Annotated in this window: 17 protein-coding genes; 11 read left to right on the forward strand and 6 right to left on the reverse strand. The window is 58.5% G+C overall.

Features of this window, described 5'->3' with window-relative positions:
• The first annotated feature begins 64 nt into the window (after positions 1-64).
• From HW932_RS02285 to hemF, 11 genes are all read left to right on the forward strand, one after another.
• Positions 65-1,240, forward strand: coding sequence for an O-antigen ligase family protein (locus HW932_RS02285; protein ID WP_176974872.1), 1,176 nt, complete (start codon positions 65-67; stop codon positions 1,238-1,240).
• Positions 1,241-1,282: 42 nt separating this feature from the next.
• Positions 1,283-2,404 (forward strand): glycosyltransferase, encoded by a 1,122-nt coding sequence (locus HW932_RS02290; RefSeq protein WP_176974873.1) that lies wholly within the window; start codon positions 1,283-1,285, stop codon positions 2,402-2,404.
• Positions 2,401-3,573: a glycosyltransferase gene (locus tag HW932_RS22080; protein WP_176974874.1), complete on the forward strand. Its 1,173-nt coding sequence runs from the start codon at positions 2,401-2,403 to the stop codon at positions 3,571-3,573. The genes HW932_RS02290 and HW932_RS22080 overlap by 4 nt, the downstream gene beginning before the upstream one ends.
• An 8-nt stretch (positions 3,574-3,581) precedes the next feature.
• Positions 3,582-5,078, forward strand: coding sequence for an FkbM family methyltransferase (locus HW932_RS02300; RefSeq protein WP_176974875.1), 1,497 nt, complete (start codon positions 3,582-3,584; stop codon positions 5,076-5,078).
• Positions 5,079-5,104: 26 nt separating this feature from the next.
• Complete coding sequence (locus HW932_RS02305; RefSeq protein WP_176974876.1) at positions 5,105-5,791, forward strand: hypothetical protein; 687 nt, start codon at positions 5,105-5,107, stop codon at positions 5,789-5,791.
• Positions 5,792-6,448: 657 nt separating this feature from the next.
• Complete coding sequence (locus HW932_RS02310) at positions 6,449-7,351, forward strand: glycosyltransferase family 2 protein (protein WP_176974877.1); 903 nt, start codon at positions 6,449-6,451, stop codon at positions 7,349-7,351.
• Entirely contained in the window at positions 7,351-8,112 is a 762-nt protein-coding gene (locus HW932_RS02315; protein ID WP_176974878.1) for a glycosyltransferase family 2 protein, read from the forward strand. The genes HW932_RS02310 and HW932_RS02315 overlap by 1 nt, the downstream gene beginning before the upstream one ends.
• 312 nt (positions 8,113-8,424) lie before the next feature.
• Positions 8,425-8,667: an AbrB/MazE/SpoVT family DNA-binding domain-containing protein gene (locus HW932_RS02320; protein ID WP_176974879.1), complete on the forward strand. Its 243-nt coding sequence runs from the start codon at positions 8,425-8,427 to the stop codon at positions 8,665-8,667.
• Positions 8,667-9,008, forward strand: a complete 342-nt coding sequence (gene mazF, locus HW932_RS02325; RefSeq protein WP_176974880.1) for an endoribonuclease MazF — start codon at positions 8,667-8,669, stop codon at positions 9,006-9,008. Before HW932_RS02320 ends, mazF begins: the two co-directional genes overlap by 1 nt.
• 63 nt (positions 9,009-9,071) lie before the next feature.
• Positions 9,072-9,842, forward strand: a complete 771-nt coding sequence (locus HW932_RS02330) for a PD-(D/E)XK nuclease family protein (protein WP_176974881.1) — start codon at positions 9,072-9,074, stop codon at positions 9,840-9,842.
• 145 nt (positions 9,843-9,987) lie between these two features.
• Positions 9,988-10,908: an oxygen-dependent coproporphyrinogen oxidase gene (hemF, locus tag HW932_RS02335; RefSeq protein ID WP_176974882.1), complete on the forward strand. Its 921-nt coding sequence runs from the start codon at positions 9,988-9,990 to the stop codon at positions 10,906-10,908.
• A gap of 8 nt (positions 10,909-10,916) precedes the next feature.
• On the opposite strand, the gene HW932_RS02340 is transcribed toward hemF, so the two are convergent.
• From HW932_RS02340 to HW932_RS02365, 6 genes are all read right to left on the reverse strand, one after another.
• Positions 10,917-11,993 (reverse strand): glycosyltransferase, encoded by a 1,077-nt coding sequence (locus tag HW932_RS02340; RefSeq protein ID WP_176974883.1) that lies wholly within the window; start codon positions 11,991-11,993, stop codon positions 10,917-10,919.
• Positions 11,990-13,090 (reverse strand): glycosyltransferase, encoded by a 1,101-nt coding sequence (locus tag HW932_RS02345; protein ID WP_176974884.1) that lies wholly within the window; start codon positions 13,088-13,090, stop codon positions 11,990-11,992. Before HW932_RS02345 ends, HW932_RS02340 begins: the two co-directional genes overlap by 4 nt.
• Entirely contained in the window at positions 13,087-14,124 is a 1,038-nt protein-coding gene (locus tag HW932_RS02350) for a glycosyltransferase family 9 protein (RefSeq protein WP_176974885.1), read from the reverse strand. Before HW932_RS02350 ends, HW932_RS02345 begins: the two co-directional genes overlap by 4 nt.
• 103 nt (positions 14,125-14,227) lie before the next feature.
• Positions 14,228-14,491, reverse strand: a complete 264-nt coding sequence (locus tag HW932_RS02355; protein ID WP_176974886.1) for an FmdB family zinc ribbon protein — start codon at positions 14,489-14,491, stop codon at positions 14,228-14,230.
• A gap of 148 nt (positions 14,492-14,639) precedes the next feature.
• The gene (locus tag HW932_RS02360; RefSeq protein ID WP_176974887.1) at positions 14,640-14,987 is read right to left on the reverse strand and encodes a TusE/DsrC/DsvC family sulfur relay protein; all 348 of its coding nucleotides are present in this window, start codon (positions 14,985-14,987) and stop codon (positions 14,640-14,642) included.
• Positions 14,988-15,178: 191 nt separating this feature from the next.
• Positions 15,179-17,353: a malate synthase G gene (locus HW932_RS02365; protein WP_176974888.1), complete on the reverse strand. Its 2,175-nt coding sequence runs from the start codon at positions 17,351-17,353 to the stop codon at positions 15,179-15,181.
• Positions 17,354-17,426 lie beyond the last annotated feature (73 nt).

Raw genomic sequence — 17,426 nt, forward strand, 5'->3', positions numbered from 1 at the left:
TCTTGGAGGTCTATTACTGACAACATTCCGTTGGCCAAGTGTAGGGCTATCGGCTGTTATAGTAATGTTTAGCCTCGAGCAATGGGGGCAGTCATCTTGGGCATTTCTCTTACAGCATAGTACCTTCACGAATATAGCGGTAGGTATTATTGTAGGCATTGGGTTGGTGCGTTGGATCCTATCGCGTCAGCGCGTATTTATTGCGATTCCTAAAGTCACTTGGCTCGTTCTGGCTTTGTTTTTGTTCGCCTATTTATCTACGCTGTGGGGTCTGAGCGACAAAGCCCCTGGGCTTTGGAAGCACCAGATACCCTACATTGCCGTGATTATAGTTTTTGCGCCACTGCTTGTAACACAAGTGAAAGACTATGAAGTGATATTCAATGCGTTGCTAGTATTTGCGTTACCTTTGGTTATATTTTTACTGTTTTTTGTGACTTGGGATAATCGGCGAATTGTCATCCAATCTGGTACCCAAGAGTTTTTTGGTAATCCATTGGAGATAGGAACACTTGGTGCTGTTGTACTATTGATAGCCATGTTCCATAATCCCCCAATCCTGAAGTTCGCTTGGTCTGCTGCTCGATGGTTTGTGACTGCGCTTTGTTTGGGGCTTATTGTCGCGTCCGGTTCAAGGGGTCAACTGCTTGGTGGAATGGCGGCAGTCATTTTGGTCTGGCCGCTGGTTCACCGAATAAAAAGTGTAGGCCGTTTTATTAGCTTGGCAATCAGTCTGTTATTGTTTATTTTGCTCGTCGGATGGGGTATTGAAGAATTTAGCCAAAAAAATATTCGGTGGAGTGAAGATCGCATATCGCAGGATATATCCGGCCGCTTTGATAGCAGTGTAATCATGCTTGAACGCTGGGCAGAGACGCCTTGGAGCATGCTATTTGGCTTAGGTAATTCTTCTTCTTTCGCTATCATAGGAATTTATCCGCACAATGTTCCAGCGGAGGTGTTATCAGAGGAAGGAATTATTGGATTTCTACTTTATGCATCAGTGATCGCACTAACTATTCGATCTGCTGTTCGAATTTTAAGATTGACAACAGAAAATTTGGTTGGGCGACGTACATTTGCAATTCTATTAGGATATTGTTTTTTTACTTTGGTGGTCAGTCTAAAGCAGGGTAGTCTGATTTCTAATCTAAATTTTTTTATGACAACAATACTTCTTGGACAATACGAGATTTTTGTGCGTAAATCGGATTTGTTATTATCTCGTAAAAAAATTTAGGAAATGGCCTAATTAGAAGCCTAATTTTACTCGGAAATTTGGATGGCTTTAAGCAATAATTGTATGCAACGCATTATTTTTATTCAGCCTGCATTGCCAAGCTACCGTATCAACTTTTTTGATCGGCTCTGGCAGTTTTATGGTGATAAAATTAACGTTTATTTCAGTCCGACAAATATGGGTGCGTTGACGGATAGGGTTATTGAACATTCGTGGGCACGCAGGCTTGGTCAAATCCGGCAGATAGCTTACGGGTTCTATTGGCAAGAAGATGCATCTAGTATCAATATCGAACCAAAAGATATTGTCGTCTTATCAGGCAATCCACGACAGCTATCGACGCTCGTTTTACTTGCTAAAGCCCGCTTCATTGGGGCCAAAACAATTTGGTGGGGACATTATTGGAGCTCGACGAGCCGCGTATGGCGTCAGTTAATCCGGCAAATACCAATGACAGCTGCGGATGCATTGCTGTTTTATACCGATCTTGAGGTTGCAGAATATCGTGAAACGCATCGCGGCATTATTGATCCTCGTCCAGTCGTGGCACTAAATAATGGTCTGGATATTGAGCCAATCGTCGCTAGACGTGCGATATTCATACCTCAAATCCGCGACAATGCCCTTATATTCATTGGGCGGCTAACAGAGAAGGCAAACCTTAACCTTGGCTTAGAGGCGCTTCACGTCCTCGGGTCACATGCTCCGCACCTTCATATCCTTGGCGATGGTGAGGAAGGCTCCTCACTTAAAGCGTATGCCGTAACTCTCGGGATCAGTGAACGGATTACTTGGCACGGTGGAACCGTTGATGAAGAGCGGATTGCTGCTGTTGCAAATATTTGCAAAGCATTTCTTTATCCCGGCGAAGTTGGGCTAAGTTTGATACATGCTATGGCCTACGGGCTACCTGCTATTGTCCATAATAATCGCTGGAGGCACATGCCTGAAATTGCTGCCTTCATTCCTGGTGAGACCGGAGTCAGTTTTGAGTCCAATAATGTAGCTTCACTTACAAAATGCATCAATGACACGTTCAACGATGATGATAAGCTTATGCATTGGTCACAAAATGCATGCCGCGTCACACTGAACAGCTTCAACACAGTTGATATGTCAAAGCGTTTCATCGCACTCGTCGATCAGCTGCAGGCGTCATCGTGAAGATCGTACATGTAACCTCAGGACTCGTCAGGGCCGCTGCGGGGGTGCGTGAAGTAGTTGCTGCCTTATCGGCAGCACAGCAGACCTTCGGTCATGATGTTGCCGTCATTGGCCTTGAACACCCTGATTGGGCTAACGAGTGTTGCGAATGGTCCGGTGCAACAGCTTACGCACTGCCAGTATTAGGGCCGCGCGCATTCGGCTACGCGCCAAGTATGATAAAAATGCTTCTTGAAGCTAAACCAAATATTGTTCATTCTCATGGCCTTTGGATGTATCCTTCAGCTGCTAACCTATTTTGGCGCAAATCTTGTAGCGCTCCTTACCTAATCACATCTCATGGTATGCTTGATCTTTGGGCCGTTCGCAATGCCCGCTGGAAAAAACGTCTCGCTGGCTGGCTTTACGAAGATGTACATTTGCGTGGCGCGGCTTGTCTACATGCTCTGTGCGAATCCGAGGCTGAAGCTATTCGCGCCTATGGTCTGCATAATCCAATTTGTATTATTCCAAGCGGAATTGATAAGGCACCTAATACGCCTGTAGATCCGCCGAGCTGGCAAAAAGATATTTCTCTTGAAAAGAAAGTGCTTTTATATCTCGGGCGTTTGCATCCAAAAAAAGGACTATCAAATCTGTTGCATGCTTGGTCAATGGTTAATCAGAAACAGCATTCAGCCAGCAATTGGCAGCTCGTTGTCGCTGGTTGGAACCAGGGAGGCCATGAAGACGATCTTAAATTACTGGCCCGGCAGCAGTATGTTGAAAATTCAGTGTCTTTTGTTGGCCCTCAGTTCGAGGCGGCAAAGCAAGCCAGCTATCGCCGCGCTGATGCTTTTATACTTCCTTCTCTCAGTGAAGGCTTGCCGATGGTAATTCTAGAAGCCTGGGCTTATAGCTTACCGGTTTTGATGACTCCGAAATGCAATTTGCCTGAAGGCTTTCAAGTGCAAGCAGCACTACAAATCGAGGCCGAACCTGAAAGCATTGCGCAAGGTCTTGCTACTTTATTTGCGATGACGGATGAAGAACGGATGGCGATGGGGCAGAGGGGGCAGATGCTAGTCAATGAGCGCTTTACTTGGTCGAGCATCGCTACTCAAATGCTTTCGGTTTATCGTTGGGTGTTGGGGCAAGGCCCGATGCCCGATTGCGTGCATACGGAGTGATCGTACTGATGACAACAAAGCGCACCCCGATCGAGGGTGCCCCGACTTTTCCGTTGCGGCACCGGCTGTTCCGGGCCATGTGGAACGTGACTTGGGCCGTCCTGTGTTCTTGGACTCCGCCGATGATGTGGCGCTGGCGCTCCATGGTACTGCGTCGGTTCGGGGCTACTATTGGTGTGCCCTGCGACGTGCGTGGCAGTGCTAAGGTCTGGTATCCGCCAAACTTGACTCTGGCTGACCATTCCATGCTCGCTGAGCGCGTCAACTGCTACAACGTTGCACCGATACGCCTCGGCAAGCAGAGCATCGTGTCACAGGGTGCCTATCTTTGCACCGCGAGCCATGACGTCCATGCCCCTGGTTTCCCACTCGTGGCGCGACCAATTGAGATCCAGTCCCATTGCTGGGTTGCCAGTGACGCCTTCGTTGGCCCCGGTGTGAGAGTGAAGATTGGCAGCGTTCTGGCTGCCCGCACGGTGGTATCACGCGATACTGAAGTGTGGAAAATCTATGCTGGAAACCCGGCCCGCGCAGTTAAGGAGAGATCGCCGGGATCTTCCATTTTTCCCGAAATATCTCCTGCCCAATGGGGTACAGGCAATCAACAAAAGTCCGGCTTGACGCATAGTCCAGAATGCAGAAGTGCCACAATGACCACGAAATCGGAACGCATTGGAATTTATCTCACGCGTCTCGGTGAATACATCCGGCGCTTTGGTCTGTCCGGTATTACCCTAGCGCTGGAACACCAAGTGAAATACGTGCTCGCGCGTAGTGGTGCCCCGCGAATAACCTCGATCCCCGGGGTCGGCGAGATTTACCTGCGTCCGTGCAGTTCCGACCTAGCTACCTTCCGCGAGATATTTGTGAACCGCGATTACGATCTCGACGCTCACGGCATTCTCGATATCATCCGCCGTCGTCACGACGAGATCCATGCTTCCGGGCGCACGCCGCTGATCCTCGATGCTGGCGCCAACGTCGGCCTCGCCACGCGGCAATTCAAACAGTTCTTCGCCGAAGCGGATGTGATTGCTGTCGAACCTGGTGCAGAAAGCCTGTCAGTCGCGCAGCTCAACGTCGCGGGCCTTACGTCCGTCGACCTGCGGCGCGCAGCGATATGGAAGGATAACACCATAGTGACGCTGAACGACGCGCCGGACCAGTCCACACGCAACGTCAGAATTGGTGCAGAGGCACACGCGGGCGGGGAAAGCGTCGAAGCCGTGACAATGGACACGCTGCTTGGCGAACGAAAAGATGACCTTTTTCTCGTCAAAATCGATATCGAGGGTGCTGAAACGTCCATCTTCGGCGATACTGACACGCCGTGTGATTGGCTGCGTGCACGGCCGGCGATAATCATCGAGGGCCATGACGGAACCCAAAACGAATACGGCTCACTCGCCGGGTTGCTGCGTCACGAAAGTTATCGGGAAGGCCGAATCAATGGGGCTGGACCAGCTCTCATCCTGATCCCGCGCGAGCTGTTGTCTGGGCAGTAAGGACCATCAACCACAAGGCTTGGCAAATGGACACCAACCAAATTTTTGTGCTGCTGCCTGCCTGCACCTTTCCAAACAAGGACACTAATGGCGCCCGCGAGGTAGACCTACAGGAAAATCTCCTATACCTCGGAGCGAAGCTGCCTGAAGCCCAGTTCGTCGTCTGCGACAATGGGCAGCGCGCGCCGGATGTGCCAGCTGGGGTAACACTTGTCCATGACAGAGGCGCGTTTTCCGACAACCCCTCGATTGGGGAATGCCGCAACTTGCTGAGTGGGTTGCACTGCCTCGACGACGAGGCTCTAGCCATCAAGCTGCATGCCCGTTGCAAATTATTGAATTTCAGGGCCTTTGACGCCTTCCTTCAGGAAAACCACGCGTTTTTCTTGGCTAGTCCCAATATCTGGAGCCACGGCCCGCATGGCTACGACGAGCTTCCCTATCTCGACACCCGGGTCTTCGCCGCGCGGGTGGGTATATTGCGTCGGTTGTTGGCCGATACGCTGGCTTTGTTGGAGAGTGAAGGCGGCAGGATGGAACGCGCCATGCTAGCCGTCGTCCTGCGCCGTCCAGAGGACTGCGCCCTTGTTCACACTAGCGGCTCGTTCTTTCCGATCTTAAGCGGGGCCGCTGGGCATGGGCGTAACTACACCTCCCCCACCGCCCTTGTCCGCTCCTACATAAAGGCCTTGATCTACCGGTTCGGTCTATAGTACTACTTTGTCAGATTTGATTAAGCGATTGATTTTGCTATAGTTTACTATGCAGTCATTTTAACGCGCCATGTGCCGGATATGCTTGTCAAGCCCACTGCTCCCAAATAAGATCATGCGCTCAGCCAATTGCCTGGCAAGCTTTCATTTCACATTGAGGAATATTACGATTATTTTCAAACTGAAACCTCAGTACAGTACGAAAATCTCACACTTGATTTAAGTGCTTGTTTTTTATACATTATTCTGCTTGCAGCGCGACTCTCCCTAAGAGCGAAAAATTAAGCACTTAGCATGATTTGAAAACTTTCGTACTGTACTGAGGTCGATTATACCAAAACACCTTTGGAACGTTACTGAGCTCCCGCGACATTCGGCTCATGATTATTCCATGCTGCTCAATGAGCCCGCTGCTGTCGATAAGCGTATTCAACAGCTAGAGGCTCGACATACACAACGACGCCGTGACATTGAGCGATATGATAAGACCGAAGCTATCAAATGATTTTGGGATCCAAAATTAAAGTGACAAAGTAGTAATAGGCAAAATTTTCAGTTTTTATTTTGATCCATGTCTGGTTAAAACATGCAGTGGCTATATCTATGCACGGTATTGCCCCCAATGTTACGTCCCGTGCGACGGGCTAGATCAGCTCCATGAAACTTATCGCTATTGTCCTAACTTTCAATGAGTCACTGCATTTGGCACGCTGTTTAGCGAGTCTTAAGGACGTGGCTGCCGCAGTTTTGGTGGTGGATTGCTTTTCTTCTGACGACACTCTAGATATCGCTCGCGCGCATGGTGCACTGGTAATCCAGAATGCCTGGGTAAATCACGCAACTCAATTCAACTGGGCGCTGACTCAACTCGGCCCCGACACCGATTGGGTGCTGCGTTTAGATGCCGACGAATACCTGACACCTGAACTGACCACCGAGATTCATTCCCGCCTGCCAATGCTTGGCCCCGAGATCGACGGCATCTATTGCAACCGGCGTATGACTTTCCAGGGATGCCAGATTCGCCATGGTGGAGTCTTTCCGATCCAAGTTCTGCGATTGTTTCGCTACGGTCGTGGCGAGTGCGAAAACCGCTGGATGGACGAGCACATTAAAGTAGCTGGGCCGACAGTGAAATTCGACGGTGAGATCATCGACGACAACCTCAATTCGCTGACATGGTGGACCGAAAAGCACAACCGCTATGCCAACCGCGAAGCCATCGACCTGCTAAACCTGGAATACGGATTCATGCCGCACGATTCCGTTGCGGATCTGCATAATCGCTCCCAGGCAGGGATGAAGCGCTGGATCAAAGAACGAGTTTATGCTCGCTTACCGGGCGGCTTCCGAGCCTTTGCCTATTTCTTCTACCGCTATGTACTGCGGCTCGGCTTTCTCGACGGTCAGGCCGGTACGGCCTTCCACTTTCTCCAGGGCTTTTGGTATCGCTATCTGGTCGATGCCAAAGTAGCGGAGGTGAAGCGTTATATGCGTGACTCTGGAGCCACTGTCACAGAAGCCATCGAGAAAACCCTTGACATCCGGGTTGGTCACTGATGTCGATTTCTGTCATTACGGCTTGCTACCACAGCGTCACTACCTTGCCGGATACCCTGTCCTCAATTCGATCTCAACAAGGTCTCACCTTCGAGTCCATCCTCATCGACGGTGGTTCCACCGATGGCACGCTCGCCCTGATCGAAGCCGAGCACGCCAAGCCAGATACACCGCTCTCACGCTGGATCAGCGAACCTGATCAGGGCATCTACGACGCCCTCAACAAAGGAATCACCCTGGCTCAAGGCGAGATCCTCGGCTTTCTCCATGCCGACGACGTCTTCGCGCATCCCACCGTCCTCAAGCAAGTATCCGAATGCTTCGAAGATCCGGCAATCCTCGCCTGCTATGGTGATCTGGAATATGTCTGGCAGGATGATCCAACCCGCGTTCTGCGTCATTGGCGTGCTGGCCGTTTCACAACGTCACGGCTGCGCTGGGGCTGGATGCCGCCCCATCCAACACTCTACGTGCGGCGATCTTGGTACGAAGCCCATGGCGGCTTCGACACCAGATATCGAATCGCCGCCGATTACGATTTGATTCTGCGCCTCTTCTCGGGTCTGAGCGAGTCTCAGGTCGCCTATCTTCCGGAAGTTCTGGTCAAGATGCGAACAGGTGGCGCCAGCAATCGCTCACTTCGCAATATCCTCCGCAAATCCACCGAGGATTATCAGGCCCTGAGGTCGAATCGCGTAGGCGGCTTTGGAACCCTAGCCTGGAAGAACCTATCAAAGCTCGGACAGTTTGTGACTCGATGACCTGCTGTCAACGCACCGAATCGATCAGCGTAGCCGCTTGAACAGCGCTCTGATCGGCAGCAACGGGCACTTGGCTGACGCCCCCACAGACCCCGTAAAACGCCAAATTTGGGACGCTCTACATGCCCGGGTCGCCGAGCAACTGGGCACCGAACTCTACCATGACTCCACGGACCTGACATCGCTCGACGGCGACTGAGTACTGAAGTCACTCATCACCATGGACTCGTAACCTCATGCTCATTGATACCGATAGGCGCGTGGCCTACACTCTCTGGTATAAACATATGTTTCTACTTGCAGAGATCTCCAATGACCGTTCAATTCGTCAAAAAATGGGGCAACAGTCCAGCCGTCCGTTTGCCCGCCGCCATCATGGAAGCCGCCCATCTGGCACTGGATCAGGCCGTCGAAGTCCGTGTGGAAAACGGCCGAGTGATCATCGAACCCGCTGCTCCGAGTTACACCCTCGATGACCTGCTGGCGGGCATCACCCCACTGAACCGCCACCTGGAGCAGGACTTCGGCCTTCCCCAAGGACAGGAACGGCTCTGATGGCCACGACCTATGTGCCCGACGAGGGCGACATCGTGTGGTTGAGCTTTACACCGCACAGTGGACATGAACAGGCCGGCCGGCGCCCAGCCGTGGTCTTGAGTCCCAGGGCGTACAACAGTCGGGCCGGCTTGCTCGTCTGCGTACCCATCACCAATCAAGCCAAGGGCTATCCCTTCGAAGTCGTGCTCGGGGGCCGCGGAGCGACAGGCGTTGCACTGGCAGATCAGGTGAAGAGTCTCGACTGGCAAAGCCGGCAAGCGGAACGCAAGGGCCAAGTCGGCCCGGCTGAGTTGGCTGAAATCAAGGCCAAGATCCGGACGCTGTTGAAGCTGGTCTGAACGCACAGATCACCAGAATCTACACCAACCTGGACACGCACCTCACATCGATAGGAACTGACGATGACCGCCGAATCCTTGAAAGAAACGATCAAACGCGAACTGCCCGCCTTGCTGCGGGAAGACTCGGCCTTTCGCGACTATGTGCTGGAACTGACACGCCGGAATCACCCCACGCGCACCGAGACCTCAGACTGGTTCGATCATCTGATCGGTGAACTGCGTCGCGATCGGGAAGAACAAACGCGCAAATGGGAAGAACAGCAGGTCGAGCGCGAGCGTGACCGCGCCGAACAAGCGCGCAAATGGGAAGAACAGAAGGCCGAGCGTGAGCGTGACCGCGCCGAACAAGCACGCCAGTGGGAGGAGAACAACCGCCACTTCGAGTGCGTCCACGAAGAAATCATGGCCCAAGCCAAGAAGTTCGACCGCAGCATCGGCGCCCTGGGCGCCCGCTGGGGCATTCAGTCCGAAAGCGCCTTCCGCAACGCCCTGGCTGGCATCCTCGAAACGAGCTTCGGCGTCCAGGTCATCAACGTCAACGAATTCGACGACGAGGGCACAGTCTTCGGACGCCCGGAACAGATCGAACTCGACGTCATCATCCGGAACGGCGTGCTACTGATCTGCGAACTGAAATCCTCGATCGACAAGGCCGGCATGTACAGCTTCGAACGCAAGGCACGCTTCTACGAGGCCCGTCACAACCGCAAGGCCCAGCGGCTGATCGTGATCTCACCGATGATCGACGCCCGAGCCCGCCGGGTCGCCGAGCAACTGGGCATCGAACTCTATCATGACTCCACCGACCTGACGTCGCTCGACGGCGACTGAGCGCTAAACGTTCTATATACCAAGCACTGCCGCCCGCATGAGCCGATGGGTAACCCCCTCAAAGGCGGGGATTCGCGCGAGCATGAGGCATCGTTGATCGGTTATGGTTGCCGTGCCCCAGACTTTACCGCGAGGACTCATGGCCATGTCGAACCAACCCGATCTCCAGGCCGTCAAGGCCTATCTGCTCGATCTCCAGGACCGCATCACCGAGGCGTTGCGCGCGGCTGATGGCGGGGCCGAGCTACGCCAGGATACCTGGGAGCGATCCGGCGGCGGTGGCGGGCGCACGCGCGTGATTCGTGAGGGGCTGGTGTTCGAGCAATGCGGCATCAACTTCTCGCACGTCCACGGCGAGCGGTTGCCGCCCTCGGCCAGCGCCCACCGGCCCGAGCTGGCCGGACGGCGTTTCGAGGCGCTGGGCGTATCGCTGGTCGCGCATCCCTTGAACCCCTATGTGCCCTCGTCGCATCTGAACGTGCGTTTCTTCCTCGCCGAGAAGGCGGGCGCCGAGCCGGTCTGGTGGTTCGGCGGCGGCTTCGATCTCACGCCCTATTATGGCTTCCAGGAGGATGTCATCCACTGGCACCTCAACGCGCGCGCCGCCTGCGAGCCGTTCGGCGCCGAACTCTATCCGCGCTTCAAGGCATGGTGCGACGAGTATTTCTTCATCAGGCACCGCCAGGAGCCGCGCGGTGTCGGCGGGATCTTCTTCGACGACTTCGACCAGGGCGGTTTCGAGCACGCCTTCGCCTTCTGGCGAAGCATTGGCGATCATTATCTGACCGGCTATCTGCCGATCGTCGAGCGCCGCTGGGCCATGACCTATGGTGATCGAGAGCGCGAGTTCCAGAAGATCCGGCGCGGGCGCTATGTCGAGTTCAATCTGGTCCAGGATCGGGGCACGCTGTTCGGGTTGCAGTCGGGCGGGCGGACCGAATCCATCCTGGTCTCCATGCCGCCCGAGGTGAGCTGGCGCTACGACCATCGGCCCGAGCCGGGGACGCCGGAGGCCGAACTCCTGGAGCGCTTTCTGGTGGTGCGCGATTGGTTGAGCGAGGACTGAGGTCCGGCTCAGCCACGCGCGACCTGGCGATAGAGTTCCAGATAACAATCCAGAATGGCGCGGCGGCTGAATTCATGCTCCACCCGCTCCAGTCCGCGCGCGACCAGCGCCGCCATCAGCTCTGGATCGGACAGCGTCTGGCGGATGCCTTCGGCCAGCGCTACGGATTCGGCGCAGGGTACGCACCAGGCATCCTCGCCATGACGGGCCAGCTCGCGCGCGCCACGGAAACTGGCCGTCACCAGCGGCTTGCCCCAGGCCCAGGCTTCGAGGATGACATTGCCCAGCGTCTCTTCTTCCAGCGAGGGGAAGACGACCAGATCCGCCATCTGGAGATAGGGCGCCGGATCGCGCTGCCAGCCGGCCCAGACGATCCGGTGTGACTGGCCGCCCTGTTCGGCCTGATGCCGCAACTCGGGACCGAGCGGTCCATCGCCGACCATCACCAGCCGCAACGGACGCCCGGCAATGGTCTCGGGCAAGCGTTCGAGCGCGTCGATCAGATAGCGCTGGCCCTTGACCGGCACGAAGCGTCCGAGCGTGACCAGCACCCAGGCGTCATCCGGCAGACCATGCACGGCGCGGCGCTCGGCGACGAGTTCGGGCGCGACCGGACGGGCCGGGTCGGCGAAGTTATAGATGTGGTGGACGCGCTCGGCCGGCCGTCCCTGGCGCACCATCCAGTCGCACAAGCCTTTGGTATTGCCGATCCAGCCGTGGGCGTGACGATAGGGGCCGAGTGCGTAATAGCCGCCGAGCCGGGCCAGATGGACCGGGCCGCCCGCGCTTGGCAGACGGGCGAGCCGGGTCGCACGACCCATGTAGGTCTGGACGATGTCGGGTTTCAAGCGCTGGATCAGACGCCCGACCGCACGCCGCGACCAGGGATCCCAGGTGGTGCGATAGGGCAGGCGATGGACCGGCAGCCCGCCGAGATCCAGCCCATCGAGCGCGCTCCCCTGGCGGATCGCCAGTTGAGCCGGCGCCCCGCGCTCGGCCAGCGCGTCGCTGAAGCGGATGAACCAGCGTTCGGCCCCGCCGAGCGCCTTGCTGGCGACCATTTGCAGTGTGGTCGGTTCGGTCATGTGTGAACCAATCCAGTCGCGTCGAGCAACTCCCGATAGACCGCGAGATTGCCCTCGACCATGGCGTCGATCGAGAACTCGCGCGCCATGAGCGCCCGGCCGCCCGCGCCCAACGCACGGCGGCGTTCGGGATCGTCGAGCAGCGTGCCGATCGCCGCACGCAGCGCCACGACATCGCCCGGCGGAACCAGAAGGCCGTTCTCGCCCTCGCGCACCGCCTCGGGAATGCCGCCGGCACGGCTGGCGACGATCGGTACGCCGGCGCTGGCGGCCTGGAGCAGCGAGACGCCCAAACCTTCCATGAGCGCCGGATGCACGACCAGATCGAGCGCGGGCAGGATCTCGGGCAGATCGTCGCGAAAGCCCGCGAGCTGGACATGCCCGCTGAGTCCAGCCTCTTCGATTCGGCGTTGCAGCTCATCCGCCAGCGGCCCCTGGCCGAAGAACTGCACCTGGATTTCGGGATGCGCGGCGATCAGCTCCGGCAGTGCGTCGAGCAGGAAGCGATGCCCCTTGCGCGGGATCAACTGCGCAATTACGCCGATCAGGAAGGCATCGGCGGACACCTGAAGCCGGGCGCGAATCGCCGCTCGGTCGACCGGCGCCGCATAGCGCTCATGATCGACGGCACTGCGCACCACGCGCAATTTCGCTGACGGCAACCCTTCGGCGATCAACACCTGCCCGATCCCGTCCGAGATGGCGATGACCCGATCGTGCAGCCGGTACTTGAGTGCGACCAGCCAGCGCGGCTCGGGATTGTCGACCCGGCGCGTATGGATCACCGGCACCCCGGCCAGCCGTGCCGCGATCCCGCCCATGACATCGGCGCCGATGCGGCTGTGCAGATGCACCAGATCCGGCCGGCTGGCGCGAATCAGCCGGTACAGACGCCCAACCATCAGCAGATCGGCATCGCCGTGCATCGGCAGGCCATGGATCTCGGCGAAGGGCGCGGCGGCCTCGGCGAGCGCACAGCCGCGCGGACAGGCCAGCAGATTCCGGTGGCCGCGCGCCGCCAGTCCGCGCACCAGATGCAGCACCTGGAAGGCCCCGCCGTAGAGATGACGCCCACCTTCGACGTGCAGAATCTTCACGCCCGCAACACCTCGTCGGCGGCACGCAGGATCTCGTCGGCCTCGATCACGCGCATACAGTCGAACCGCCCGTCACAGGTCGGACGACGCTTGCAGGGCGAGCAGGGCAGCGCATGATGGAGCACCCGCGCCTTGGCGCGCGTGGTGTCGAGATAGGGACAGGTCGAGCCGAACAGCAGCAGACTCGGCGTCTCGAACGCGATGCCCATGTGCGAAAGCCCGGTATCGACGCCGATCAGGAGCGCCGCGCGGTCGATCAGGGCCGCTGCCTCGGTGAGACTGGTCTGGCCGGTCAGATCGATCAACTGATCGTCGGCCGCATCGGCGATCCGTCGTGCCGCCTCGCGGTCGCCCGGACCGCCGAGCAGCACCGGCGCTAGCCCCAGTTCATCGCGGACACGATGCGCAAGTCTGGCCCAGCGCTCTTCGATCCAATGCTTCTGCGGACGCGTCGTGAAGGGACAGAACACCGCATAACCGTTGGAGAGCGACTCGCGCGCGATGACCGATTCGGCGAAGGCCGCTTCCGCCTCGCCATAGTGGACCGCCATCCGAAAGCCGTCCGCGACCGGCAGGGCGAGCGACTCGGCCAGAAAGCGATATTCGGAACCGATCAGCTTGGACTCGCCCCCGCGCGGCAACCGGCGCGTCATCAGCCACTGACTGCCCTCGCGCGAACCCAGCCCGATGCGCTCGCGCGCCCCCGACAGCCGGGTCAGCAACCCGCTCTTGAGCAGACCTTGCAGATCGAGCGCCAGATCGAAGTCATGTTCACGCAGATTGGCCCGCAGCGTGCGAATCCCCGCCCACAGCTCGCGATAGCGCCGTTCGCGCCACAGCCGCTGCCAGTGACGCAACGGGCAGACGATCACCGTATCGAGATCCGGATGACGGTCGAGCAGCGCCGCGCATTCGGGCTGGACCAGCCAGGCGATGCGCGCCTCCGGCCAACGACGACGCAGCGCCGCGACCAGCGGCGAGGCAAAGACGATGTCGCCGATGGCGCTCAGACGAACGACCAGGATGGACTTCAAGACCAGAGGCTCCGCATGGGGTCCGTCGAGGCAGGTTCGATGACGATAGGGAGGGCCGGAATCGGCGAACCGACCCCGGCTGGAGCGACGTCCGGGAGGACGATCAATTCAACCCGCACATGCCGCCGGCGCAGCAGGAGCCGGTGGCACAGGCAGGCATGGGCGCGCGGCCGCTGCCCAGGCTGGAACTGGTGATGACGTTGCCGCCGGTGGCGAGCCGGTGGACGGGCGCATCCGCCGGGGTATCGCCCAGTTCCATACCGGCGCGCGCGCACAGCTCGCCCCAGTTGGTCAGGGTCTCGCTCATGCGATGGCTCACCTCGATCACGCGATCATTGGTGTCGCAGCGGTAGTCATAGGTCGGCATGACGTGCTTCTCCATAGATGAATCAAGCGGTTGACGCGCGCGATTATAGATGAGCGGATCAGGCACGCAAAGCCCAGCATGGCGCATGGTTTTGAGTGTGGTCCGCCCGCGAGACCGGCGTTCCAGTGCCGGCCTCACGGGGGATGGTTCAGCAGGACTGACAGTAGGCGCGCGGCAGACCCGCGACCCGACACGCCTGCTTGCAGCCGCCGTTCGGGAACAGCGCCTCCAGATGCTTGCGGGTACAGGGCACATGCGCCGAGAGATCCTCGCCGATGGCCCGGATGATGACGCGCGGCGAGGGCGGCATCTCGTGGGTCTCGTAGTAGGCGCGCAGGAACTCGATCACCTTCCAGTGACATTCGGTCAGGGTCAGGCCCTCGTCAGCGGCCAGCGCCTCGGCGATCTCGGGATCCCAGTCGCCGAAGGAGGCCAGATGACCCGCCTTGTTGAACGTCAGTTCGCGGCCGGCGATCTCGGTAGTGGTCGTGGACATGGATGCATCCTCCATCATGTGTCGATGGTTTCAGGCTTGGGTGGTATAGCGCCTGTCCGCTGGCTTGGATTCCCTGGTGTCATTCGGCTTCGACAGGATCGAAGCCGATCGGTTTGACAATTGTCAATTCCGCATCCCAAGCATGGACATCAACGCATCCGGATGCAACTGTCCACAAGCCCCCGCCGACCTCAGCGCCCGGCCTTGAACCGCCGCCGCATCGCGTGCAGGGTCGGCTCGGTATAGCCGTTCGGCGCCTCGCGGCCCTTGAAGACCAGATCACAGGCGGCCTGGAAGGCCACGCCGTCGAATCCGGGCGCCATCGGCCGGTAGAGGGGATCGCCCGCGTTCTGCGTATCGACCACGGCGGCCATGCGCTTGAGCGACTCCATCACCTGAGATTCACCGACGACGCCATGATGCAGCCAGTTGGCCACGTGCTGGCTGGAGATGCGCAGCGTGGCGCGGTCCTCCATCAGGCCGACGTTGGCGATGTCGGGCACCTTGGAACAGCCAACGCCCTGATCGACCCAGCGCACCACATAGCCGAGGATGCCCTGACAGTTGTTGTCCAGTTCCTGCTGGATTTCCTCAGGTGTCCAGGCGCGGTTCGGATCGAGCGGGATCTGGAGCAGGTCATCGAGCGTCGCGCGCCGTTCGCCCTTGGCCAGCTCGGCCTGGATCGCGGCGACGTCGATCTGGTGATAGTGCATGGCGTGCAAGGTCGCCGCCGTCGGGGAGGGCACCCAGGCGCAACTGGCGCCGGCCTTGGGATGCGCCGACTTGGCCGCGAGCATGGCCGCCATCTCGTCGGGCATGGTCCACATGCCCTTGCCGATCTGGGCCTGACCGCGCAGACCGCAGGCCAGGCCGACATCGACGTTCCAGTCCTCATAGGCGCGCAGCCAGGCTGCGCCCTTCATGTCGCCCTTGCGCAGCACGGCGCCGGCTTCCATGTCGGTGTGGATCTCGTCGCCCGTGCGGTCGAGGAAACCGGTGTTGATGAAGATGATCCGCTCGCGCGCAGCGCGGATGCATTCCTTGAGGTTGAGCGTGGTGCGCCGTTCCTCGTCCATGATGCCGATCTTGAGCGTGTTGCGCGCCAGACCCAGCGCGTCCTCGATGCGCCCGAACAGATCGACGGCGAGCTGGACTTCTTCCGGGCCGTGCATCTTGGGCTTGACGATATAGACGCTGCCGGTGCGCGAGTTGCGCCGCGCACCCTGTTCGGGATGGATGTCGTGCAGGGCGCAGAGCACGGTGATCATGCCGTCCATCAATCCTTCGGGGATCTCGCGCCCCTCGGCATCGAGCACCACGTCCGTGGTCATCAGATGGCCGACATTGCGCACCAGCATCAGCGAGCGCCCCGGCAGGGTGAGCGAGCCGGTTCCAAGGCGACTGTAGGTCCGGTCCTCGGCCAGCGTGCGCTCGACCATCCGCCCGCCCTTGCTGAAGCCGGCGGTGAGATCGCCCTTCATCAGCCCCAGCCAGTTACGGTAGACGCCGACCTTGTCCTCGGTGTCGACGGCGGCGACCGAGTCCTCGCAGTCCTGGATGCTGGTCACGGCCGATTCGAGCAGAATGTCGGCGACACCGGCGGCGCTGCCGGCGCCGATCGGGTGGTTGCGGTCGATGCGGATCTCGATGTGCAGACCATGGTTGACCAGCAGGACCGCGTCCAACTGGTCCGGGTTGCCCCGGAAGCCGGCGAACTGCGCCGGATCGGCGAGCAGGGTTTCACTGTTGTCGGGCAGAAGCACCACCAGCTTGCCGTTCTCCAGCTTGTAGCCACAGGCGTCGGTGTGCGAGCCGCGATTGAGCGGTACGGCCTCGTCCAGGAAGATCGCCGCGCGCTCGACCACAGCCGCCGCGCGGGCCGGGTTGAACTCAGCGCCACGTTCCAGCCCTTCGTCCTCGGGGATGGCGTCCGTGCCATAGAGGGCGTCATAGAGACTGCCCCAGCGCGCATTGGCGGCGTTGAGTGCATAGCGGGCGTTGCTGACCGGCACTACGAGCTGGGGGCCGGCGATGGTGGCGATCTCGGGATCGACATTGCTGGTATTGACCGAGAAGTCCGGCCCCTCGGGCAGCAGATAACCGATCTCGACCAGGAAATCACGATAGGCGGCCATATCCAGGGGTTGATCGCGATGCGTCCGGTGCCAGGCGTCGATCTGCTGTTGCAGGGCGTCGCGCTTGGCGAGCAGTTCACGGTGACGGGGCGCAAATTCACGCACGATTTCGCCGAAGGATTGCCAGAAAGCGGCGGGGTCGATCCCGATGCCTGGCGTGATCTCGTCCCGGACCAGATCGTGGAGCGGCTGGGCGACCTTCAGGCCGCCGATATCCAGGTAGTCAGTCATGGTGTCGGCCTCTAAATGGATCACGCGCTGTGAGGTCGAGCGAGCGCGATGGAAGAATTGGAAGCGATAGAAT

This window comes from Allochromatium humboldtianum, assembly GCF_013385175.1.
GTDB classification, from domain to species: domain Bacteria; phylum Pseudomonadota; class Gammaproteobacteria; order Chromatiales; family Chromatiaceae; genus Thermochromatium; species Thermochromatium humboldtianum.